Source organism: Streptomyces sp. SCUT-3, from assembly GCF_014083985.1.
GTDB classification, from domain to species: Bacteria; Actinomycetota; Actinomycetes; order Streptomycetales; family Streptomycetaceae; genus Streptomyces_H; species Streptomyces_H thermolineatus.
Genome location: NZ_CP046907.1, coordinates 682,986 through 705,691, shown reverse-complemented (window position 1 = coordinate 705,691; position 22,706 = coordinate 682,986). Strand labels below are relative to the sequence as shown.

General features: G+C 75.0%; 16 protein-coding genes and 4 pseudogenes. 14 read left to right on the top strand and 6 right to left on the bottom strand.

Features of this window, described 5'->3' with window-relative positions:
• Positions 1 to 16: 16 nt before the first annotated feature.
• The 3 genes from GQS52_RS03145 to GQS52_RS03135 all read right to left on the bottom strand — a co-directional run bounded on the left by GQS52_RS03145 (position 17) and on the right by GQS52_RS03135 (position 2,321).
• Positions 17 to 1,495: an SDR family oxidoreductase gene (locus tag GQS52_RS03145; protein ID WP_182311558.1), complete on the bottom strand. Its 1,479-nt coding sequence runs from the start codon at positions 1,493 to 1,495 to the stop codon at positions 17 to 19.
• Positions 1,496 to 1,607: 112 nt separating this feature from the next.
• Positions 1,608 to 1,772, bottom strand: coding sequence for a hypothetical protein (locus GQS52_RS03140; RefSeq protein ID WP_182316763.1), 165 nt, complete (start codon positions 1,770 to 1,772; stop codon positions 1,608 to 1,610).
• A 132-nt stretch (positions 1,773 to 1,904) separates the two neighbouring features.
• The gene (locus tag GQS52_RS03135) at positions 1,905 to 2,321 is read right to left on the bottom strand and encodes an SRPBCC family protein (RefSeq protein WP_182311557.1); all 417 of its coding nucleotides are present in this window, start codon (positions 2,319 to 2,321) and stop codon (positions 1,905 to 1,907) included.
• Between the two features lie 184 nt (positions 2,322 to 2,505).
• On the opposite strand from GQS52_RS03135, the gene GQS52_RS03130 reads away from it, so the two are divergent.
• From GQS52_RS03130 to GQS52_RS03115, 4 genes and pseudogenes are all read left to right on the top strand, one after another.
• Positions 2,506 to 3,642, top strand: a complete 1,137-nt coding sequence (locus GQS52_RS03130) for an acetate/propionate family kinase (protein WP_182311556.1) — start codon at positions 2,506 to 2,508, stop codon at positions 3,640 to 3,642.
• A gap of 156 nt (positions 3,643 to 3,798) precedes the next feature.
• Positions 3,799 to 4,635, top strand: coding sequence for an SDR family oxidoreductase (locus GQS52_RS03125; RefSeq protein WP_259370539.1), 837 nt, complete (start codon positions 3,799 to 3,801; stop codon positions 4,633 to 4,635).
• Between the two features lie 364 nt (positions 4,636 to 4,999).
• Positions 5,000 to 6,618 (top strand): annotated as a pseudogene (gene ctaD, locus GQS52_RS03120) (cytochrome c oxidase subunit I).
• A 10-nt stretch (positions 6,619 to 6,628) separates the two neighbouring features.
• Positions 6,629 to 6,982: a hypothetical protein gene (locus tag GQS52_RS03115; protein WP_182311554.1), complete on the top strand. Its 354-nt coding sequence runs from the start codon at positions 6,629 to 6,631 to the stop codon at positions 6,980 to 6,982.
• 162 nt (positions 6,983 to 7,144) lie between these two features.
• Here the strand turns inward: GQS52_RS03115 and GQS52_RS03110 are convergent, their stop codons facing one another.
• Positions 7,145 to 8,413 carry an MFS transporter gene (locus GQS52_RS03110; protein WP_182311553.1) on the bottom strand — a complete coding sequence of 423 codons (1,269 nt, stop codon included), beginning with the start codon at positions 8,411 to 8,413 and terminating at the stop codon, positions 7,145 to 7,147.
• 346 nt (positions 8,414 to 8,759) lie between these two features.
• Between GQS52_RS03110 and GQS52_RS03105 the strand changes: the two genes are divergently transcribed.
• From GQS52_RS03105 to GQS52_RS27320, 8 genes are all read left to right on the top strand, one after another.
• Positions 8,760 to 9,380 carry a DUF6230 family protein gene (locus GQS52_RS03105; RefSeq protein WP_182311552.1) on the top strand — a complete coding sequence of 207 codons (621 nt, stop codon included), beginning with the start codon at positions 8,760 to 8,762 and terminating at the stop codon, positions 9,378 to 9,380.
• Positions 9,381 to 9,390: 10 nt separating this feature from the next.
• Complete coding sequence (locus GQS52_RS03100; protein ID WP_259370538.1) at positions 9,391 to 9,873, top strand: DUF6114 domain-containing protein; 483 nt, start codon at positions 9,391 to 9,393, stop codon at positions 9,871 to 9,873.
• Positions 9,874 to 10,130: 257 nt separating this feature from the next.
• Positions 10,131 to 10,712 (top strand): hypothetical protein, encoded by a 582-nt coding sequence (locus GQS52_RS03095; protein ID WP_259371027.1) that lies wholly within the window; start codon positions 10,131 to 10,133, stop codon positions 10,710 to 10,712.
• Between the two features lie 291 nt (positions 10,713 to 11,003).
• Positions 11,004 to 12,224 carry a helix-turn-helix domain-containing protein gene (locus tag GQS52_RS03090; RefSeq protein ID WP_182311551.1) on the top strand — a complete coding sequence of 407 codons (1,221 nt, stop codon included), beginning with the start codon at positions 11,004 to 11,006 and terminating at the stop codon, positions 12,222 to 12,224.
• Positions 12,225 to 12,346: 122 nt separating this feature from the next.
• On the top strand, positions 12,347 to 13,627 hold the full coding sequence (locus tag GQS52_RS03085) for a VWA domain-containing protein (RefSeq protein WP_182311550.1): 1,281 nt from the start codon (positions 12,347 to 12,349) through the stop codon (positions 13,625 to 13,627).
• Positions 13,627 to 14,565: a hypothetical protein gene (locus GQS52_RS03080; RefSeq protein ID WP_182311549.1), complete on the top strand. Its 939-nt coding sequence runs from the start codon at positions 13,627 to 13,629 to the stop codon at positions 14,563 to 14,565. Before GQS52_RS03085 ends, GQS52_RS03080 begins: the two co-directional genes overlap by 1 nt.
• Before the next feature lie 639 nt (positions 14,566 to 15,204).
• The gene (locus GQS52_RS03075) at positions 15,205 to 15,540 is read left to right on the top strand and encodes a metalloregulator ArsR/SmtB family transcription factor (protein WP_182311548.1); all 336 of its coding nucleotides are present in this window, start codon (positions 15,205 to 15,207) and stop codon (positions 15,538 to 15,540) included.
• Positions 15,541 to 15,811: 271 nt separating this feature from the next.
• Positions 15,812 to 16,144 carry an isoprenylcysteine carboxylmethyltransferase family protein gene (locus GQS52_RS27320; protein WP_259370537.1) on the top strand — a complete coding sequence of 111 codons (333 nt, stop codon included), beginning with the start codon at positions 15,812 to 15,814 and terminating at the stop codon, positions 16,142 to 16,144.
• A 111-nt stretch (positions 16,145 to 16,255) separates the two neighbouring features.
• Here GQS52_RS27320 and GQS52_RS03065 read toward each other — a convergent pair.
• Positions 16,256 to 19,175, bottom strand: a pseudogene (locus GQS52_RS03065) (AAA family ATPase).
• Positions 19,176 to 19,628: 453 nt separating this feature from the next.
• Here GQS52_RS03065 and GQS52_RS27315 point away from each other — a divergent pair.
• Entirely contained in the window at positions 19,629 to 20,732 is a 1,104-nt protein-coding gene (locus tag GQS52_RS27315; RefSeq protein WP_259370536.1) for an SH3 domain-containing protein, read from the top strand.
• Here GQS52_RS27315 and mmuM read toward each other — a convergent pair.
• Positions 20,685 to 21,652 (bottom strand): annotated as a pseudogene (mmuM, locus tag GQS52_RS03055) (homocysteine S-methyltransferase). The gene GQS52_RS27315 and the pseudogene mmuM overlap by 48 nt on opposite strands.
• Positions 21,653 to 22,083: 431 nt before the next feature.
• On the opposite strand from mmuM, the pseudogene GQS52_RS03050 reads away from it, so the two are divergent.
• Positions 22,084 to 22,538 (top strand): annotated as a pseudogene (locus GQS52_RS03050) (DUF309 domain-containing protein).
• Positions 22,539 to 22,706 lie beyond the last annotated feature (168 nt).

Here is a 22,706-nt window from a genome sequence, read left to right as displayed (position 1 = left end):
CCCGCCGTCCCGCGCCTCACCAGGAGCAGGGGGCGTAGTCCTTGAGGAAGCAGCCGTAGAGGTCCTCGCCGCGCTCGCCGCGGACGACGGGGTCGTAGACGCGGGCGGCGCCGTCGACCAGGTCCAGCGGGGCGTGGAAGCCGGACTCGGCCAGCCGCATCTTGTCCGGGTGCGGCCGCTCGTCGGTGATCCAGCCGGTGTCGACGCTGGTCATGAGGATGCCGTCGGTGAACATGTCCTCGGCGCTGGTGCGGGTCAGCATGTTCAGCGCGGCCTTGGCCATGTTGGTGTGCGGGTGGCCGGCACCCTTGTAGCCGCGGTTGAACTTCCCCTCCATGGCGGAGACGTTGACCACGTAGGTGCGGCGGGCGGGCGAGGCGGCCATCGCCGGGCGCAGCCGGCTGACCAGGATGAACGGCGCGGTCACGTTGCACAGCTGCACCTCGAGCAGCTCGACCGGGTCGACCTCGTCCACCTTCTGGCTCCAGCTGTTCTCCGGGGCGAGGTCGGGCACCAGCCCGCCCGCGTCCACGGCCGTGCCCGCCTCGATCCGGGCGGGCGAGGCGGAGCCGGTGGCCAGTGCGAGGGAGGTGAGGTCCTGCGGAGTGAGCGTGGTGCCCTCCGGGCGCGCCGGGCCGGGCAGCGCGGGCTGCGAGCCGCTGCCGAAGCTGCCCAGGACGAGGGACTCGGGGAGCTCGCCGGCCGGCAGCGGCGCGGACTCGGCCGCGATCAGCTCCTGGTAGGAACCGGCGGAGCGGCGGACGGTCTGCGCGGCGTTGTTGATCAGGATGTCCAGCGGGCCCGCGGCGGCGACCGAGTCGGCCAGGGCGATCACCTGGGCCGGGTCGCGCAGGTCGATGCCGACGATCTTCAGCCGGTGCAGCCACTCGGAGCTGTCGGGCATCGCGGTGAAGCGGCGGATCGCGTCGTTGGGGAAGCGGGTGGTGATCGTGGTGTGCGCGCCGTCGCGCAGCAGGCGCAGCGCGATGTACATGCCGATCTTCGCCCGGCCGCCGGTGAGCAGCGCGCGCCGGCCCGTCAGGTCGGTGCGGGCGTCGCGGCGGCTGCGGTTCTCCGCGGCGCAGGGCGGGCACAGCTGGTGGTAGAAGGCGTCCACCTCGGTGTACCGGCCCTTGCAGATGTAGCAGGACCTGGGCCGCCTGAGGACGCCGACGATCTGCGTGGACGCGGTCGCGGCCAGGGGCACGCCCCGGGTCTCGTCGTCGATCCGGTCCGGGGCGCCGGTCGCGGTGGCCTCGGTGACGGCCCGGTCGTGGGCGGTCTTGGCCGCCCGCCGCTCCTGGCGGCGGCGCTGCTTGACCGTCCGGTACAGGCCGGAGGTGGCCCTGCGCACCTCCACGGCGTCGGGGTGGTCCAGGGGGAGGTCGTCGAGCTCGGCGAGCACGCTCAGGAACATCTCCAGACGTGCGGGATCGATGCCCGGGTGCTCCTGCGGCAGCGCCGCCGCGTCCTGCTCGTTCGTGCTCGCCGCCATGCTCGCTGCCGCTCTCTACCGTGTGGTGCCCGTGGAGGTGTCGGCGGAACTCTACGTATGCGGACACGCGGCGCCAAAACCCGCAGGACGGCGGGCGGCCCTGCGGCCCTGTTCAGCGGCGGGAGGAGTGACCGGGATCACCGGCCGCGGTCACTCGGCGGCGGTCGCTCGGCGGCCTCGGCAGCCGTACCAGCAGGAGGAACAGCACCGCGGTGCCGACCGGGCCGATCAGCAGCGAACCGAGGCAGCCCGTGCGGTTGGAGAGGAAGAAGAACACGGGCGGTGGCCTCCGGGGCCCGGGCCCGGGCCCGGGTCAGAGGGAAGGGGCGGAGAGAGGGGGAGAGGGGGAGGAAGGGGCGGCCCCGCCCCGGGGTTCCGGATCCGGCCCGGGCCTCCGCCCCGTCCCGGCTCAGCCGGTGTCCTGGGTGCGCATGCCGACCTGCTCGCCCAGCCGGTCCAGGCTCTCGTCCAGGGCCCTGGAGACGGCCTCGCGGTCGGGCGCGTGCTCCTCGTCGAAGAAGGACAGGTGCACGGTCACCTCGCTCGCGCCGCTGCCGAGGCCGGCCACCTGGAGCCAGCCCGCGTAGTGGCCGTCCGCACGGGTCCCCCACTCCACCCGCATCTGGTCCGGCTCGGCCCGGAACAGGGCCGCCACGTCGTGCCCGCCGCGGTCGTCGTCCTCGTGGACGGTGACGGCGGGCGGGCTCTCCGGCCGCAGGTGCAGCTCGTGCGGCAGCCACCGGTCGGCCAGCCCGGGGTCGGCGACCTGGTCGAAGACCAGTTCCGGCAGGGCCGGCAGGGTGCGGGAGCGCTCGTACTCGGTCATCCGGACCACTTCCTCGCGTTGTCGGCGGTCACGTCGCAGCGGCGCCTTCCCGGTCCGGCCGGGAACATCCCCGTACCCCTGCCGGAGCACCGTCCGGTTTGAGATCGCGCACGGCGGCTACGCGCTCTCCGTGGCGCGCACCCGCGCCCCGTGCCGTCCGCCCGCCGGCCGAGAGGACCCTCCCGTGAGCCGTCCCGCCCCCGCCGAGGGACACGTCCTGGTGGTGGACGCGGGATCGTCCAGCCTGCACCTGGCCGTCCTGGCCCCCGACGGGACGGTCGCCGCCCGGCGCGACAGCGACCGGGCGCCCGGCCCGGGCACCGCGGACGAGCTGCGCGCCCTCCTGGCAGACGCCCCGCGGCCCGGCGCTGCGGGGCACCGCGTCGTCCACTCCGGCCCGCGCCTGAGGGCCCACACCCGGGTCGACGACGCGGTCCGCCGCGAACTCGAGGAGGCGGCCGCCCTCGCCCCGCTGCACGTGCCTCCGGCCCTGGCCGCGCTGGACGCCGCCCGCGGGGAACTGCCCGACGTGCCGCACGTGGCCTGCTTCGACACGGTCTTCCACAACGGCCTGCCCCTGGCCGCGCGCGAGTACGCGGTCCCGGCGCACTGGCGCGAGGAGTACGGCATCCGCCGCTACGGGTTCCACGGGCTGTCCTGCGCCTGGGCGCTGGACCGCACCGCCGAACTGCTGGGCCGCTCCGCGCGGGAGCTGCAGGTGGTCCTGGTGCACCTGGGCGGGGGCTGCTCGGCCACCGCGGTCCGGGAGGGGCGAAGCGTCGACACCACCATGGGTTTCACCCCGCTGGAGGGCATGGCGATGAGCCGCCGCAGCGGCAGCGTCGACCCCGGCGCGATCACCTGGCTGCAGACCCGGTACGGCCTGTCCCCGCAGGAGGTCGAGGACGCGCTCAACCACCGCTCCGGGCTCCTCGGCCTGTCCGGCACCTCCGACGACACCCGCGACCTGGTGTACGCCCGTGCACGCGGCGACGGGCGTGCCGCGGCGGCGCTGGACGTCTTCACCCACAGCTGCCGGCGGGCCGTGGCCGGCGTGGCCGCGTCCCTGGAACGGCTGGACGCCCTGGTCTTCACCGGCGAGATCGGCGAGGACCAGCCGGAGGTGCGGGAGGAGGTGTGCGCCGGGCTCGGCCTGCTCGGGCTGCGCGAGGGGCTCACCGTTCCCGGGGCGGCCGACCTGGCGGGCCCCGCGACGCACGTCGGAGCCCCCGGCTCCCCGGTACCGGTGGTGGTGGTCCCCACCGGGGAGACCGGGCAGGTGGACGCCGAGACCCGGGCGGTCCTGCGGAGCGGCCCCTGACCCGGGCCCGCCAGCGCCCCGCCCCGGAGCGGGACCGGGACCGGCCCCCGCGGTGCCCGCACGGACCCCATTACCCCCATGAACCGTAGGGACCACAGGAACCGCAGAAACCCCACGAGCCGCACGAACCGCACCGACACCGAGGAGACAGAGCCGGTGGCACACGAGCAGACCGCACAGCAGGCAGCACCCGTGCAGGACTTCCGGCCGCGCCGCGCCGTCGTGACCGGGGCCGACTCCGGCATCGGACGGGCCACCGCGGTACGGCCGGCCGCCGACGGCATGGACGTCGGCATCACCTACCTCCGCGATCGGGAAGGTGCCGAGGCGACGGCCGAGGAGGTCCGCGGCCACGGGCGCAAGGCCGCCGTGCGGCGCCTCGACCTCACTGAACTCCCGGGCGCGGCCGACGTGATCGACGCCCTGGCCGACGACCTCGGCGGCCTGGACGTGCTGGTCAACTGCGCGGGCACCGGCACCGCCACGCCCTTCCTCGACATCGACCACGCCACCGTGCGCGAGGTGGTGGACACGGACCTGGTCGGCCCCTTCCTGTGCAGCCAGCGCGCGGCCCGGGTGATGATCGCCCGCGGGAACGGCGGGCGGATCGTCAACATCACCAGCGTCCACGAGCACCAGCCCCGGGTGGGGGCCGCCCCCTACTGCGCGGCCAAGGGCGGCCTCGGCCTGCTCACCCAGGTGATGGCCCTGGAACTGGCCGAGCACGGCATCACCGTCAACGCGGTGGCCCCCGGGGAGATCGCCACGCCGATGACCGGGCAGGAGGACGTCGACGTGCGCACCGAGCGCCGTCCCGGGATCCCGGTCGGCCGTCCCGGGGACGCCCGCGAGGTCGCCTCCGTCGTGGCGTTCCTCGCCGGCCCGGAGAGCTCCTACGTCACCGGGGCCTCCTGGGCGGTCGACGGCGGAATGCTGCGCATGGGGCCGCAGGCGGGGCCCCACCTGGCCGACGACTCCTGGCGCCGCCCGTGACCCCGGGCAGGCCGTGACCCCGCGCCGCCCGTGACCCCGGGTCACCCGGCGCGCACCGCCCGGCGCGGGCCGTGCGGCCGCCGGTCCGGGGTGCGGCTCCCCGCGACCGGTGCTTGACTTCGCAGAAGCCGCATTTCACCCTCCGACGGCTCCGTTCCCCCGAGCGGGTGGCAGGAGCCGCGGGTGGAAACCCGACGGGTCATCACTGTCCGTGACAATTCGGTGCTACAGGAGGACGAGGATCATGGCGGTTCAACTCGGCCGGGCGGAGGCGTCCGAGCGCGAACGCCGGCGCAGAGCCCCGGCCCGGGGGAAGGCGGTGGTGAACTGGATCACCACCACCGACCACAAGAAGATCGGGGCGATGTACCTGGTCACCTCGTTCGTGTTCTTCTGCGTCGGGGGTGTGCTGGCGCTGCTGGTGCGGGCGGAGCTGGCCCGCCCGGGCACGCAGATCCTGTCGAACGAGCAGTACAACCAGGCGTTCACCACGCACGGCGGCATCATGCTGCTGATGTTCGCCACCCCCTGTTCGTCGGCTTCGCCAACAGCATCGTGCCGCTGCAGATCGGCGCCCCGGACGTGGCGTTCCCGCGGCTGAACATGTTCTCCTACTGGCTGTTCCTGTTCGGCTCGCTCATCGTGGCGGGCAGCTTCCTCACCCCGCAGGGCCCGCCGGACTTCGGCTGGACCAGCTACACCCCGCTGTCCGGCCAGGTCCACACCCCGACCCTGGGCGCCGACCTGTGGATCATGGGCCTCGGCATGTCCGGCTTCGGCACCATCCTCGGCTCGGTCAACTTCATCGCGACGATCATCTGCATGCGGGCCCCGGGAATGACCATGTTCCGGATGCCGATCTTCACCTGGAACACCCTGCTGACCAGCGTGCTCGTCCTGCTGGTCTTCCCCGTCTTCGCAGCCGCCCTGTTCGCCCTCGAGTACGACCGCAAGTTCGGCGGCCACATCTACGACGCGGCCAACGGCGGGCCCATCCTGTGGCAGCACCTGTTCTGGTTCTTCGGCCATCCGGAGGTCTACATCATCGCGCTGCCGTTCTTCGGCATCATCACCGAGGTCGTGCCCGTCTTCTCCCGCAAGCCGATCTTCGGCTACCTCGGGCTGGTCGGCGCCACCCTGGCCATCACGGGCCTGTCGATGTCGGTGTGGGCGCACCACATGTTCGCCACCGGTGCGGTGCTGCTGCCGTTCTTCTCCTTCCTGTCGTTCCTGATCGCGGTGCCGACGGGAGTGAAGTTCTTCAACTGGATCGGCACGATGTGGAAGGGGTCGCTCAGCTTCGAGACCCCGATGCTGTGGGCGGTCGGCTTCATGGCCACGTTCCTCTTCGGCGGCCTGACCGGCGTGCTGCTCGCCTCCCCGCCCCTGGACTTCCACGTCCACGACACGTATTTCGTGGTCGCCCACTTCCACTACGTGATCTTCGGCACTGTCGTCTTCGCGATGTTCTCCGGCTTCCACTTCTGGTGGCCGAAGTTCACCGGCAAGATGCTCGACGAGCGCCTGGGCAAGATCACCTTCTGGACGCTGTTCGTCGGCTTCCACACCACCTTCCTCGTCCAGCACTGGCTGGGCGTCGAGGGCATGCCGCGCCGCTACGCCGACTACCTGGCCGCGGACGGCTTCACCCTGCTCAACACCATCTCCAGCATCGGCGCCTTCCTGCTGGGCCTGTCGATGCTGCCGTTCTTCTACAACGTGTGGAAGACCGCCAAGTACGCGCCGAAGATCGAGGTCGACGACCCCTGGGGCTACGGGCGCTCGCTGGAGTGGGCCACCTCCTGCCCGCCGCCGCGGCACAACTTCGTCACCCTGCCGCGGATCCGCTCCGAGTCCCCGGCGTTCGACCTGCACCACCCCGACATCTCCCTGCGGGACGAGCTGGAGAACGCCGGGCGCCGCGACGTCGTCGAACCGGGCAGGGGCGTGGCGTCCCCGCTCCACGAAGACGACCGCGGTTGAGGCGGCTGCCGTGAGCGAGCACGAGACGGCCGCCCGGGGCATCAACCAGCTGGAGGGGTACCTCCTGCTGCAGGCCGAGAACACCAACGCGGTCAGGGAGGCCGAGGAGTTCGCCCGTCTCATGCCGTGGCTGACCGGCGCCCGGCGCGAGGAGGTCGTCGCCCTGTACGCGGAACGGCGTATGGCCGTCTCCCGGACCGCCATCCGCGCCGTGGCGGACCGGTGCCGCGAACTGCGCCAGGAGTACACCGAGCGCTACGAGGAACTGCGGCGGCGCCTGCTGTGCGCCACCGCGGCGACGGTCCTGGGCATGCTCGTGCTGTGCGTCCTGGTGGAGGTGTGGATCCGCTCCGCGCTCCCCTGACCCCCTCCGCAACCCCTCCGCGGCCCCGCTCCTCCTCCCCGGCCGGGGAACCGGCACGACCGCCGGTTCCCCGGCCGCCGCGTCGTCCGGAACCCCGCACGGTCCCCGGCCCGCCCGGTCCCGCGGCCCGCCCGGCCGTCCGGTGGCAGGAGGCGGCGTACCTCAGGCGGACGGGGCGCCGGCACCCGGCCGTACGGGGGCGGGGGACAGGACGCGGGCGAGGAGCACCACGAGGACGCCCGCGACGACCACGACCGAGACGCCGGCCCGCAGCCCGACCCGGTCGCCGACCAGGCCCACCAGCGGCGGGGCGGCCAGGAAGCCGACCCGGGCCAGCCAGCTCACCACCGCGACGCCGTGCCCGCTGCCCACCCCGGGGATGCTGCCCGCCGCGTGCAGGGCGGCGGGGAAGAGGGTGGCCGCGCCCAGCCCCGCCAGGGCGAAGGCGGCGACGACCGCGGCGCCGGAGCCGGAGAGCAGGGCCAGCCCGACGGGCACGGCGACGAGCAGTCCGCCGACCCGCGCCACGGCCACCGGGCCGTACCGGTCGGTGACCCGGTCCCCGGTGAACCGCCCCACCGTCATGGCGCACTGGAAGGCGACGTAGGCCAGGCCGGCCGCGGCGGCAGGGGCCGCGTAGTCGTCCCGCAGGAGCGCCGCGCCCCATGAGGCGGGGGTGTCCTCGACGACGGAGGCCATCACCAGGACCAGCCCGAGCAGGAGCAGCACGGGCAGTGCCGTCCGCAGCCCCGAGCCCGCGCGCCCGCCGGTGCCGGTGTCCGCGCCGTCGCCGGTGTCCGCGCCGGCCGCCGCGGGCGCGGGCCCGTGGTCGGCGTCGTCGGACCCGGGCAGAAGCAGGGGCCGCGCCGCCGCGGCCAGCAGCGCCAGCACGACGCCGGCCGCGGCCGTCTGCGCCGGCAGCGGGACGCCGAGGCCGGCCGCCGCGGTGCCGGCCAGCCCGCCGGCCACCGCGCCCACGGACCACACGCCGTGGAAGCCGCTGAGGATCGACCGTCCGTAGCCCCGCTGCACCCGCAGCCCGTGGGTGTTCATGGCCGAGTCCATGACCGCGTCGAGGGCCCCCGTCAGGAAGAGCAGGCCCGCCAGCGTCCACCACCGGTCGGCCAGCCCCAGCAGGGGGACGACGACGGCGAACCCGAACCCGCACAGGACGGCGAGCCGCCCGCTGCCGACCAGCGCCCCCAGGGCGCCGGCGGACAGCCCGACCAGCAGGGCCCCGGCCGGTGCGGCGGCGATCGCCGCGCCCATGGCCGTGTTGGACAGGCCCATGGAGTCGCGGATCTCCGGGAACCGGGGGACGAGGTTGGCGTAGACGAGGGCGTTGGCCAGGAAGAGCAGCACCACGGCGAGGCGGGCCCGGCGCAGCCGGGGTGCGGCGCCGGGGGAGTCCGGCCGGTCGGAGAGGTCCACGGCGGCCAACCTACGGCAGCCGGCGGACGGGCGTGCGTTCCGCGCCCGGCGAATTCCGGCCCTTTTCCCGCCGGGTTGTCACCGGAGTGAGCGGAGAAAGGGAAAGGGATGTGTTCCGCATGACAAGGATTTTTTGTCATCCGGATGACAAGAGCGCCGGCGGGTTCCTTTCCCGGGTGCGTATTCGGCGGTTACTGCGGGACCTGCGGCAATTCTCCGTGTGAATCTCTTGCAAAGCTGATGTAACACGCCCCACCATCGCCCATACGTGACGAGGGCACGTCACGGCGGGGCGCGGGAGGGCTTTCCGCGGACCGCCGTTCCACTGAGAACAAGGGGATTCCGCATGAAGGACGCACAGGGCAGACCGGTCACCGGGGCGATCAGATGGAAGCGGTTCGCCGCACTGTCCGTGCCGGCCGTGGCCGGGACCGCGGTGCTCGCCGTCGCCATGGCCAACGGGGCGCTCGCCGCCTCCTTCGCCGTGTCCGGCCAGCAGTTCAAGGTCTCCGCGGACAGCCTCACGGGTGAGGGGTTCGCGCAGTACGGCAGCATCGACACCAACGCGCGCGGCGACCTGCTGCCCGTCGCCGTCACCGGCATCAAGAAGGCGGAGATGAACAACCTCTGCCAGTCGGTGCTCACCACACTGCCGGTCGTCGGGGACATCTCGCTGAAGCTGTCCGCCGGCAACAAGGGAACCCCGGTCCAGGCCAACGAGCTGTTCGTCGACGCGACCCAGCTCTCCGGCGACGCCTCGTTCGAGAACATCGAGATCGGCCGGGACGCCTCGACCCTGGACAAGGGGCCGAAGGACGCGCAGGGCATGCAGGACATGTTCTCCCAGCAGGCCGACCGCATGTCGATCAAGAACCTCAAGCAGGTCGCCTGGGCCACCAACGCCGGGACCTTCAAGCTGTCCGGGCTGAACATGAAGGTCCTCAAGGGCAAGCACGAGTGCTTCTGAGGAGGCCGCAGTGACCAGGACGACCAGGGCCGGAGGACGCACCCGGGCGGACGGTGACGGGGAGCGCGCGCCCGGGCTGCGGGCCCGCTGGCGGACGTGGCGCAGGGCACGGCCCTTCTGGGGCGGGCTCCTGACCGTCGTGGCGGGCGCGGAGATCTGCGCGATCCCCCTCGCCCCGCTCGAGGTGATGCTGCACCAGGGCGTGGCGGGCATCCCGTCGGTGCTCATGGGCGTGTTCATGGTGGTGATGGGGCTGTCCGTGTGGTTCTCGCCGGAGCACCGCTCCCTCGCCGGCGTGGTGACCGTCCTGCTGGCCATGGCGGCCCTGGTGCTGTCCAACCTCGGCGGTTTCTTCATCGGCACGATCATGGGCGTCGTCGGCGGCAGCATCTGCTTCGCCTGGCAGCCCCGCACCCGCCCCGCGGACGAGGAGGCGCCGGACGGCGCACCTCCCGCCGGGACGCACCACGACGGCGAACCGCTCACCGCCTGAACCCCCGGGCCCGGGAGCCCCCCAGCCCCGGGCCGCGGCGTGAGAGGGCCGTCCGGCGCGGCGGCGCAAGGAGAAGTGCGCCGCCGCGCCCACCCCCCAAGCCGGCCGGGCCGCCGCCCGGCCGAGGTCGAGTTCCCCACCGAAGGAGTCAGTTCGTGAACCGATCCTCGAAGCGCGTGGAAACCTCCCCGACCACCGGAACCGGGCGCCGCGTCCTGCGCGGCGCGGCCGCCGCGGCGGGCGCCGCCTGCCTCGTCATGGGTACCGCGGGTGCGGCGGGCGCAGCCCCCGAGGCCGTGACCGCCGGCTCGACCACCGTCAGCCCGGCCGGCGCGTCCTACACCGCGACGCTGAACGGGAAGGCGACGTTCAAGGCCGGCACCGTGACGGTCACCTGCAGCGCCTCCACCGCGGGCGGCACCGTTCCCGCGGCCCCCGGCAACCACAACGCCACCGGGCCGGTCACCAACCCGCTGTCCGCGCGCCCGACCTACAGCAACTGCACCACCAGCATGCCCGGCGTCAGCGCGACCGTGACCACCTACGGCAGCTGGACGGTGTCCATGCAGAACGGCGCGCCCAGCACCGGCACCCTGGGCATGCCGGCCGGCGGCGTCGTCGTCCAGACCAGCGGCCTGGCGACCTGCACGGTCACCTCCGCGCCGTCCGGCCCGGTCTCGGTGGAGGGCGACTGGACCAACGGCTCGCCCTCGAAGCTGGCGTTCGTCAATGAGAGCGTGCCGGTGACCGTGGTCGGCGGCTTCGGCTGCCCGACCAGCGCCACCACCTCCACGTTCAACGCCACCTACGACGTGCCCGGCATCACCGTCGGCGCGTGACCGTGCGGCGGCGGGCCCCCGCGGGAGCCCGCCGCCGTGCCCGACCGGGCGCCCGGGGCCGCCGCCCCGGGCGTTCCGCCGTCCCCCGCCGTCCCCCGGCGTCCCTGGCGTTCGCGGCAGCAGGGTTTCGGCCACGGCGCCGCACGAGGCTTACGGCGCCGCGGTGGCGTGCCCTACCGTGCATTGCTCCAGTGGACGACGGCGCGCGGACGGGGGCGCCGCGCGGAACGGGCCTCCCCGTCCGCACGGGCCGCGCGGTGCGCGGTACCGCTACCGAGAGGAGTGGAACCGGTGTCGGGGGTGTCCGAGCACGGCCGGCGGCTGTTACCGCACGAGATCGTCGAGCGGATGCGCTCGGAACTGGGCGACCTGGCGCAGGAGACCATCCGGGAGATCCGCCGTCAGGTCCCGGAGTTCGCCCAGCCCCTGGAGGGGCCGTTCGCCCGGACCATCCGGGTGGGCGTGGAGCGCTCCCTCGCCGGGTTCGTCACCCGCGTCTCCGACCCGCCGCCGGCCGGGGAACGCGAGGAGATCGCCGAACTCAGCCGCTCGCTGGGCCGCATCGAGATGCGCGAGGGGCGCAGCCTGGACGCGCTCCAGGCCGCCTACCGGATCGGAGCCAGGCTCGCCTGGCGCCGCTGGGTCAAGGTCGGCCAGGAGGCCGAGATCGCCCCGGCGCGGATGTACGGCCTGGCCGAGGCGGTCTTCGCCTACATCGACGAACTCGCCTCGCACGCGGTCGAGGGCTACGCGCAGGCGCAGGCCGACACCGCCGGCGAACTGCACCGCCGCCGCCAGCGCCTGCTGGAGGCGCTGCTGTCCGAGCGGCCCCCGGAGCCCGAGGAGCTGAGCGAGGCCGCCCGGGCCGCCCGCTGGCCCCTGCCGCGCACCGTCGCGGCCCTCGTCCTGCGCCGCGAGCAGCCACCGGGGGAGAGGCCGCACTTCCCCCGGCTGCCCGGAACCGTGGTGCTCGCCGACTTCGACCGGGCCGACCCCGTCGTCCTGCTGCCCGACCCCGCCCCCGAGCACGTGGACCTGCTGGAGCGGGACCTGCGCGGAGCCCGGGCCGCACTCGGCCCCCGCGTGGAACCCGCCGACGCCGCGGCCTCCCTGCACACCGCCCGCCGCCTGATGGAACTGATCGGCCGGGGACTGGATGAGCACCGCCGCGTCGCACGGTGCACCGACCACCTCGCCTCCCTGGTCCTGCTGGAGGACGAACGGCTGCTGGACCTGCTCGCCGGGCGGCGCCTGGCACCGCTGGAGCAGGTGCGGCCCAAGCAGCGGGAGCGACTGGCCGAAACCCTGCTGGCCTGGCTGCAGTGCGGCGGGAGCGCTCCCGAAGTGGCCCGGGCGATCAACGTGCACCCGCAGACCGTGCGCTACCGGCTGCGGCAGATCGAGGAGCTCTTCGGCGCGGACCTGCGCGACCCCGACGCCCGCTTCGAACTCGGCCTGGTGCTGCGGGCCCGGACGCTGCTGCCGCCCTCCCGGTGGCCGTCACCGCTCTGACCCGCCCCGCGCCCGCCCCGCGCCGGCCCCCGCCGGCCGCCCCGCCGCGACCGGCCGGGCGGCCGCGTCCGGAGTCGAACTGCCTTTTGGGGATGCCGTGTGACCCTCCGTAGGATCCGCGCGTGACTACCACCAGACGGTTGGCGGCGGGCCTGTGCGTCCTGCTCGCCTGTCTCTCCACATCAGCGCCCCCGGCGAGCGCGGCCGACGGACCGGAGCAGGCCCCGCCCAGGGTCGAGCTCGTCCTGGACGTCAGCGGCTCGATGCGGGCCCGCGACATCGACGGCGGATCCCGCATGGCCGCGGCCAAGAAGGCCTTCAACGAGGTCATCGACGCGGTGCCGGAGGAGGTCCACCTCGGCATACGCACCCTGGGGGCCACCTACCCCGGCGAGGACAAGAGGACCGGCTGCCGCGACAGCGAGCAGCTCTACCCCGTCGGCCCGGTGGACCGCACCGAGGCCAAGACCGCCGTCGCCACCCTGGCCCCCACCGGCTGGACCCCCATCGGCTACGCACTGCGTGGCGCGGACGCCGACCTCGGCACGGGCGAGGGCACGCGCAGGATCGTGCTCATCACCGACGGCGAGGACTCCTGCGGGCTGCCCGACCCGTGCGACGTCGCCCGCGAGCTCGCCGCCAAGGGGACCCACCTGGTCGTCGACACCCTCGGCCTGACCCTGGACGCCAAGGTGCGCGAGCAGCTCAGCTGCATCGCCGAGGCCACCGGCGGCACCTACACGGCCGTGCAGAACACCGACCAGCTCGCCTCCCGCATCAAGCAGCTGGTGCGGCGCGCCGCCGACGCCCCGCCGGAGGAGCCGGCGGCGGTCGAGGGCGCGGACAGGTGCGCGGCCGCCCCCGTGCTGACCCCCGGCGTCTACACCGACCGCCAGGAGTTCGGGCAGCACCGCTGGTACCGGCTGGAGCTCCTGCCCGGCCAGGAGGTGCGGGCCTCGGTGAGCGTGGCCGCGGACCGCGCGGTGAACCGCGACTACGGCGTGCTGCTGCGGGCCGTGGACGCCCGGGGCCGGGAACTGGTGCGCGGCACCGACGCCGGCGGCGGACGCACCGACGCGGTCTCGGCCGGCCTGCGGTACCCCCTGGCCGCACGCGACGACGTCGACCTCGACGACGAGGAGCTCAAGCCCGCCACGACGGCCGTCTGCCTGGAGGTCTCCAACTCCTTCTCCGCGCCCGCCTCCGTCAAGCGCACCCCCGGCATGCCCGTCGAACTGTCCGTCGACGTCGTGAAGTCGCCCGACCGGGCGTACGACACCGCGGCCTTCGGCCTCGGCCGCGGCTGGGTGCTGCTCGGCGTGCTCACCCTCGTCGGCCTGCTCGCCGGCCTGCTGTGGGGCTGGGTGTCCCGCTGGCGGATCACCGTCCGGAGGACCAACTGATGCGTACCGCACACACCGCGAGCGCCGCACGCGCCGCACGCGCTGCGGCGGCCGCCGGGCTGGCCGCCGCCGCACTGGCCGGGACGGTCCTGCTGGGCGCGTCCCCCGCCGCGGCGGACGGAAGCCCCGGCCCCTCGGCGGGCGCGGAGGAGGAGGCCGCGCCCACCGAGGCGGGCACCACCTTCCGCACCGCCACCGCGATCCGGCAGGAGCAGAGGGCCACGGCAGCGGCCTCCCTCGGCGACTACCTCTACTGGACCTTCCCCGCCGGGGCGGGGCAGAGGCCCACCGTGCGGGCGACGGTCACCCTGCCCCCGGCGGCCTCCCGGCACGGCTCCTCCACCTGGCAGCTCGACCTCTTCGACGGCCTGCGCCGCCGTCAGGCCTGCGCTTCCGGGGATTCCACGAAGCGGGCGTCCGCCGACGCGGAGTCGGTGACGCTCAGCTGCACGCTGCGCACCGTGCGGCCGTGGTCCGAGGCGTGGTCCAACGACCCCCTGCCGGGCGCCTACTACCTGCGGCTGACCGCGGTGGACCTGCCCGAGCGCGACCTCGGGCTGCCCGTGGGCGCCGAGGTGGAGGCCACCGCGCGGGACGCGGGCGGGGCCCAGGCGCACGGCGGGGAGCTCACCGCCCCGCTGCTGCCCGTCACCCGGGCCGGCGGCATCGTAGACCCCTCGGGCACGGGGGCCTCCGCACCGGACGCCGACGAGGCGGAGGACGCGGACGAGGCGGCCGACGGGGACGAGGCGGAGGACGCGGCCGGGGACGGGCGTGCCCCGTCGCAGCCGGCCGCACTGGCGGAACCGGACGGCGGCTGGTACGGCGGCTGGTGGTCGGACCGCTGGGCCTGGACCGCGGCCGGCGGAGTGCTCGCCGCGCTCGCCGGCGTGGCCGGCCACACCCTCGCCCGGGGCCCGCGCCGCCCGGGGGCCTGAAAGCCGGCCGGGTCCTGCCCGCCGGGCGGAGGACGCACGGCGGGCAGGGCCCGGCGGGGTGCTCAGGGCTCTGACGGCGCGTCGGGGTTCGGACGATTCGGACGGTTCGAACGGGCCGTTCCGGGGCGCGGCCCCGGAGAATGCGCGGTGCCCGGGTGCGGGAGCACTGTCACCGCACCCGGGCTCCGCCGTCCGTGGACGGCCGTCCGGTCAGGAGTCGCCCTGGTCCGTCACCTGCGAGGAGAGCGTGGTCGGCCCGGTGCGGACGCCGGGGCGGCCCGCCCGGGCGCAGCCCTCGCCCCAGGGGACGATGCCGGCCGGCCGAGGACGGAGGGGGCGGGGAACCCCCGGGTCGTGGTGCTGCGTTGACCTGGTGTTCCGACCTCCGTCACCGCTTTACGCTACGGTCCGGGATGCCTCGGCCCAATGAGGGAACTCCCTGCGCGGGCGACGCGGGGAAAACCCTCGGTGCCCGCCCCGCGGGGCGGGCGAGCGTGCCGGTGCCCCACCGCGAGCGGCTTCTCCTTCCGCGCCGCCGCCCCGGCCGTCCGTGCCGGCAGTCCGCGCCGGGGGTGGGCCGCGCCCCGGCAGCCTGGATACAGGATTTCCTGAATTCAGGATTCCTTGTACTGTCGTGGCGTGCTGATTGCTGCCCCCGACATCGAGGTGCTGGCCCGGTTCGGCCGCGCGCTCGCCGACCCGATCCGCTGTCGCATCCTGCTCGCCCTGCGCGACGCCCCCGCCCACCCGTCCGACCTCGCCGACGCGCTCGGGGTCTCCCGCACCCGGCTGTCGAACCATCTGGCATGCCTGCGCGACTGCGGCCTGGTCGTGGCCGTGCCCGACGGCCGCCGCACCCGCTACGAGCTCGCCGACGAGCGGCTCGGCCACGCGCTGGACGACCTGCGCACCGCGGTGGTGGCGGTGGAGACCGACAGGACGTGCGTCGACGCCGACGCCGAGGGGTGCTGCTGATGAACGGCTGGGCCTGGGCGGCACTCGCCCTCTACCTGGGATGGGCGGGGTTCGCCTTCGGCGTCCGCGCCGTCCTGCAGCGGCGGCGCGCCGGGGACGCCGGCTTCCGCGGCATCTCCGGCCGTCCCGGCGAAGCCTCCTGGTGGGCCGGGGTGCTGTTCGCGGCCGCTCTGCTCGGCGGGGCCGCCGCCCCGGTGGCCGAACTCGCCGGACTGCCCACCGCCGCCGCCCCCGCCGTCCGGTGGGCCGGACTGGTGGTCACGCTGGCGGGGTGGCGGCCACCTCGGCCGCGCAGACGAACATGGGGGCCTCGTGGCGCGTGGGCGTGGACGCGGGCGAACGCACCACGCTGGTCACCGGCGGGCTGTTCGCGCACGTCCGCAACCCCGTCTTCACCGCCATGGTCCTCACGGCGGTCGGCCTGGCCCTGATGGTCCCGAACCCGGTCTCCCTCCTCGCCCTGGCCTGCCTGGTCGTCGCCGTCCGGCTCCAGGTCCGCGTCGTCGAGGAGCCGTACCTCAAGGCCGTGCACGGCGCCGCGTACGAGGCCTACGCCGCCCGCACCGGACGTTTTCTCCCCGGTGTCGGCCGGCGCACCGCCTGACCGTCCCCCGCCCTTCCCCTTAGTGCTCCGGGTCGGGCGAGGGACGCGGTCCGCAGGCCGGGCCCGCAGGCCGGACCTGCGGGCGGCGCCCTTCAGGAGCCCGCCGGCCGGTCAGCCGGTCCTGAGGGCGGCGAGCCGGACGATGTCCACGCGGGATCGGATTCCCAGCTTCCGGTACACCCGGGTCAGGGTGGCCTCGACGGTCTTCACGCTCACGAACAGCTGCGCCGCGATCTCGCGGTTGGTGGAGCCCTCCAGGACGAGCGCGGCCACCCTGCGCTCCATCTCGGCCAGGGAGTCGAGCCTGCCGCCCGCGAGGACCGCGACCGCGGAGTCCTGGGAGGACAGGGAGGAAGAGGAGGACGCGGACGGCTCCGAGGAGGCCGCCCCGTCGGCGGCCGGGGGCGTCACCAGGGAGATCGCGGCGGACCCCCGCGACAGGTGGGGGGAGCGGTGGCCGGCGCGCTCGCGCGCTGCGGCCACCAGTTCCAGCCAGGGAAGCGCCTTGGCCCGCCGGAAGATCCGCGCGCTCTCCTCCAGCACGGCCCGCGCCGCACCCGGCCCGCACCGCTGCGCCTCCACCCCGTACAGCGCCAGGCGGGTGCGCCCCTCCTCCAGCCGGTAGCCGAGCCGGCCCAGCCTCTCGCCGGCCGCCCGCAGCCCGGCCGCCGCCCCGTCCAGGTCGCCGCGTTCGGCGGTCAGCAGCGCCTGGGCGCGCTCCAGCACGCCCAGCACGCTCCCGCGCCCCAGCCGCACGGCGGCGTCGCGCGTGATGTCGATGACCTCCTGCGCCTCCGCCAGCGCGCCGACCCGCACCAGGGCCTCGGCCAGGTCGCCCTGCCAACGGCCCCGGGCGGGCTCCGCGACGCCCTGGTCCTCCTCCAGTTCGCGGACCCGGCGCAGCGCGACGACCGCCCCGTGCGCGTCCGATCCCATGAGCCTGGCGTGGCCCAGCGCGGTCAGGGAGCGGGTCAGGAACACCCGGTCGCCGTCCTCCTCGGACCTGCGGATGCCGCTGTGCGCCAGGGACAGCGCCCGCTGCACGGAACCGCCCGCGGCCTCGGCCAGGGCCGCCAGGTGCAGTGCCGGCCCCACGCCGACCCCCACGTCCTCCGCCAGCCGCAGGCTCTCGTGCGCCAGCTCCAGTGCCGTCTCGCACCGGCCGGCCCGCAGCTCGGTGTCGGCGAGTCCGCGCAGGAACAGGATCTCGCTCTCCACCGCACCGCGCCGCCGGGCGATCGGGACCAGGGGCCAGGGCGGCCCGGGCCTCGTCGAGGCGGTCCCCCATCAGCAGGCAGCTGAACCGCAGGTATCCGGGACCGTTGTGGTCGCAGGCCACCCGGGGGTCCTGGGGCTCCTGCAGCGCCCGCTCCAGGGTCTGCTCGGCGTCCGGATGCCCGGAGAGGGTCTCGGTCAGGGCCTGGAAGGCCAGCGCCAGCAGCTCGGTCCTGCGGTCGCCCACCCGGGCAGCGAGGGAGGCGGACCGGGCGGCCACCTCGCGGGCCCGGGTCAGCGACCCCTCCACCAGCGCCGCCCGCCAGGAGACCTGGTACAGCAGGGGTGCGAGCAGGCGGGGGTCCTCGCCCGCGTCGGCCAGGGCCTGCGGGAAGGCGTCGTCCACGTCGGCCATGGCCTGCCCGGCGGAGTCGATCACCACGATCCAGGCCCGCACCCGGTCCGCCGGGAGCACGGCCTGCGCCAGCACCTCGCGCGCGGTACCGCGCGCCAGCGCCGTGTCACCCGCCACCAGGGCGTCCTCGGCGGCGCACAGCCTGCGCCGCAGCACCTCCGGCAGGTTCTCGGGAGGAGTGCGGTCGGCCGCCAGCAGCCCCAGCCGGGCGGCGGCCGCCGGAGCCCCCCGCTCCCGGGCCACCGACGCCGCCCCCTCCAGGGTGCGGGCGACGTGCTCGTCCTCGCCGGAGGTGGCCAGCGCCAGGTGCCGGGCCCGTTCGATCGGGTCGGAGGTCGCCCCGGCCAGCGCGGTGTGCGCTTCGCGCCGCGCCCCCGACGGGGCCTCGGAGTAGAGGGCCGCGGAGATGAGGGGATGGGTGAACCGGACCACGCCGTCCGGGTCCAGGCGGGCGATGCCCAGCTCCGCCGCCTCGGCGATCTCGGCCTCCGCGGCGGGACGGCCGCACTCGCGCAGCAGGGCGAGGGTGGGACGCGCCCCGGCGCCGGCGATGAGCAGGGTGGTGCGCGCCTCGGGGGAGAGCGCGCCGAGCCGGTTGAGCACCAGGGTGCGCAGCCCGGTCGGCACCGGCAGGGCTCCCCGGGCGCGGCGGTACGGGACGCTCCGCCAGCGCGCGGGCGAGCTCCAGCGCGTAGAAGGGGTTCCCGCCGCTCGTGCGGTGGATGTCCTGGAGGACCGAGGAGTGCAGGGCCGGGTGCTCCTCGCGGTCGGCCAGCAGCTCCGACAACTGGTGCGTGGACAGCGGCGGGACCCGCAGGACCAGGGGCTGCCGGGGAAGCGAGGCCAGGCAGCCCAACTGCACCTCCTCGCAGCCCTCCGGTCAGTGCCCGTGCGCACGGCGGCCAGGAACCGCACCGGCAGCCCGCCCAGGCGGCGGGCTGCGAAGGCCAGCAGCTCCGTGCTGACCGGATCCATCCACTGCAGGTCGTCGGCCACGACCAGCACGGGCGCCCGCCCGGCGAGGGTCCTCAGTACGGAGAGCACGGCCAGGCGCAGCGCCAGGCCCTCGGGCTGGTCGCTCGAGTCGGCCCGTCCGGTCAGCGCGGCCTCGAGAGCCGCCCGCTGCGGGGCGGGGAGGGAGTCCGACACCTCTCCCGCGGCGAACTCCAGCAGGTCTATGAGGGAGAGGAAGGGGAGGTGGGACTCCGACTCGGTGGGCGAGCAGCGCAGGACGGCCACCGCGCCGCCGCCGAACTCCTCGGTGAGGGCGCGCAGGACCGCCGACTTCCCGATGCCCGCCGGCCCCGACAGCAGCACGCTGCCGCCCGAGGACAACTGAGCGCGCGCCCGGTCGAGGACGGCGGCGCGGCCGACGAGGCGGTCGGAGGGGCGGCGTCGAATTCTCGCTCCACGGGCGGCGCTCCCTTCGCGGGGCGCCCGGGCCGGCGCCGCGAATCCATGGTTCCTCGCTGTCGCGGACGCGGACGCCCGCGGCGTGCGAACCACAACGTATCCATGGCGGCACGGACCGGTCAACGTTCTCAAATGCCGGAGAACCCCGTCCAACTGCCGGGGAACTTCCTCCCGGGCAGAGGATTCCCGTCCGGGGCGAATCGGGCCGCGGTGTGACGGGCAGTCGGGTGAGTTCGGAAAGTCATGGATTGCACCCGCTCGGTAATCGACCTACTGTCAGACCCGCAGGAGTCTCAAACGGGACATATGGCCCATACAGGGCTTCTGATTGCGGGTTCGGAACCGCACGCCGGACTGTCGATGGCTCAACAGCCGGCCCGCACCGCGCCTGCGGCAGTCCGCATGCCTCTCCCCGAGGTCTTCACCTTTCCGGAGGACACAGTGAAGTTCCAGTCGGCAACCGCCAAGCTCGGAATCGCAGCCGCGGCCGCCGCGTTCGCGGCCGCGGGCACGATCGGACCGGCCCAGGCCACCGGCCAGGCGACGGATGCTGTCGGCTCGGGATCGTCGGCCCGCGCCGACGACTCCCACGGCGGATGCCGGAGCGAGGAACACGACAGGGACTACGAGGAGGACCGCAGGTCCCGGGCCGGGAACGACGACGGCGACCCGGGCCGGGGCGACCGGGACGACGAGGGCCGGTACGACCGGGACGACGAGGGCCGGTACGACCGGGACGACGAGGGCCGGGGCGACCGGTACGACCGGGACGACGAGGGCCGGGGCGACCGGGACGACCGGGACGACGAGGGCAGGCACGACCGGGACGACCGGGACGACGAAGGCAGGCACGACCGGTACGACCGGGACGACGAGGGCCGGGGCGACCGGAACGACCAGGACAGGCACGACGAGGACGATCGCGACTGGGGCGACGGCGGTTGCCACGACGAGGGCGACGACTGGGACCACGGGAAGGACAAGGACCACGGGAAGGACCACGGGAAGGACAAGGACCACGGGAAGGACAAGGACCACGGGAAGGACAAGGACCACGGGAAGGACCACGGGAAGGACAAGGACCACGGCAAGGACAAGGACCACGGCAAGGACAAGGACAAGGACCGTGGTGAGGGGGAGCACTCCGGGAAGAAGCTCTACAAGGGCAAGGTGATCGCCCGCACCGGGCTGCTGGTCCGCAACCGTCCCGACACCGGGGGCAAGGTGGTCGGCCACCTGAAGCACGGCACCGTGGTCTCCATCAAGTGCAAGGTCAACAGCCAGAACGTCAAGGGCAACCCCCGCTGGTACAAGTTGGCCGACGGCAAGTGGGCCTTCGCCTCCGCCCGGTACATCAAGAACATCGGCAAGGCCCCCACTGGTGCTGACGGTCCGGCGTGCCGTGCCGGTGCGTTCCGTCGGCCGGTTGCCGCGTGTCCCCGCGTGATCCGGTTCGGGGGCGTGCGGCGGGCCCTGTCCCGGTCCGGTTCCCCGCGGTCAGGTGCGCCCGAGCGGGCCCGGTTCCGGGGTCCGGCCGAGGAGTAGGGCCAGTTCGGCGACGGTGCGCGGTCCGACCCGGCAGCAGCCGCCGACCAGGCGCGCGCCCGCCCGTGTCCAGCCGGACACCCGGTCGGTGGTGAACGTGGCCCCGCCGCGCCAGGTGCGGGCCCGTTCGTCCCACCGCTCTCCGCTGTTCGGGTAGACCACCACCGGTTTGCCTGTCACCCGGAGAGCGGTCCGCGCCGCCTGGCCGACGTCCTCGGGGGCGCAGCAGTTGACGCCCACCGCGACGATCTCCTCGGCGTCCGCCGCGACCGCGAACGCCTCCTCCAGCGACTGCCCGGCGCAGGTGCGGTCGCCGCGGACGCTGTAGGACAGCCAGGCCGGAACGCCCAGTCCGCGCACCGCTCGCACCAGAGCCCGGCCCTCGTCGGCGTCCGGGACGGTCTCCAGGGCCAGCACGTCCGGGCCGGCGGCGGCCAGTGCCTCCAGCCGGGGACGGTGGAAGCGCTCCAGCGCGCGGACGCCCGTCCCGTACCGGCCGCGGTACTCCGAGCCGTCGGCGAGCATCGCCCCGTAGGGCCCGCCGATGCCGCGGTCCACACCGGGCGCCGCATCCCCTCGGCCCGGGCCAGCGCGACGGCCCGACGCACCAGTTCCACGCTGCGGCGCAGCAGTTCCTCGGCCTCGGCCCGCCCGACGCCCTGCGCGGCGAAGCCCTCGAAGGTGGCCTGGTACCCGGCGGTGGTCACGACGTCCGCGCCCGCCCGCAGGTATGCCAGGTGCGCGTCGACCAGGGCCTGCGGCCGGTCGCGCAGCAGGCGGGCGGACCACAGGGCGCCCGACAGGTCGTGGCCGGCCGCCTCCAACTGGTTGGACAGCCCGCCGTCGAGCACCAGGGGGCCGGCGGCCAGGGCCCGGGCGAGCGGCACCGGGCGGTCGGCGCCGGGTGCAGGACCGTTCATCGCGCAGCCCTCCGGTGGTTCTCCGCCCCGTTCTCCCCGCCCGCCCACTGTACGTCCGGGCGGTCCGCGGGAGGGCCTGCCGGGGGAGGGGTGTGCGGGGGACAATCGGGGGATGAGCGACGAGCGAGGGCAGGAGGGGCGGCGACCCGGCCTGCTGGCTGGACCGGGTCTGCCCCGAGTGCGGCCGGGTGCGCGAGGAGCCACCGGGGCGCGCCTGCGGGAACTGCGGGGCGCTGCCGGAGGACGGCGGGCCGGGGACGGTCGGCGCCGACGGCGACGGCGCTGCCCACGGCGGCACGGCCGACGGCGGCGCTGCCGGGGCCGGGGGCCCGGGGCGGGGCGCTGCGGAGCGGCCGCCCGCTGCGGACCGGGGCCGGGAGCGGGACCGGGACCCGTCCGGGCGGGCCCGCAACGCACGGCCCCGCGACGGCCTGGGCCGCCCGCTCCCGTACGGGTCCCCGGGGTGCCGCGCCTGCCGGAGGGTGTGGTGAGGTCGCCGCAGGAGGCGCTGGCCGAGGCGCAGCGGCTCCTCGACGACGGGATGCCGTTCCACGCGCACGAGGTGCTCGAGGACGCCTGGAAGTCCTCCCCGGAGCCGGAGCGGGCGTTGTGGCGGGGGCTGGCCCAGTTCGCCGTCGGCCTGACCCACGCGCTGCGGGGCAACCGCGCGGGGGCGGGGGCGCTGCTGAGGCGCGCTGTCGAGAACGTGGCGCCCTATCAGGAGCGTCCGCCGCACGGGATCGACGTGGCCGGCCTGACCCGGTGGTCGCAGCGGCTGCTGGAGGAGTTGGGGAGCGCAGGCCCCCGGGGCGGGGCCGTCGACGCAGACCTGACGGCGCCGCCCGCCCTGCGGGCGGAGGGCGGCGGCCGAACGCCGGCGTCCTGAACGCCCCCCGGGCCGGGCCGAGGAGGCTGCGGGGCCGAAGGGGCTGCGAGGCCGAGGGGGCCGAAGGGGCTGAAGGGGCCGCCGGGGCCCGCGGGTGCCGCGGGGGCGAAGGGGCTGTGGTGGGCCGTGACACGGGGGACGGAGCCGTCCGCCTCAACCTGCTTGTCC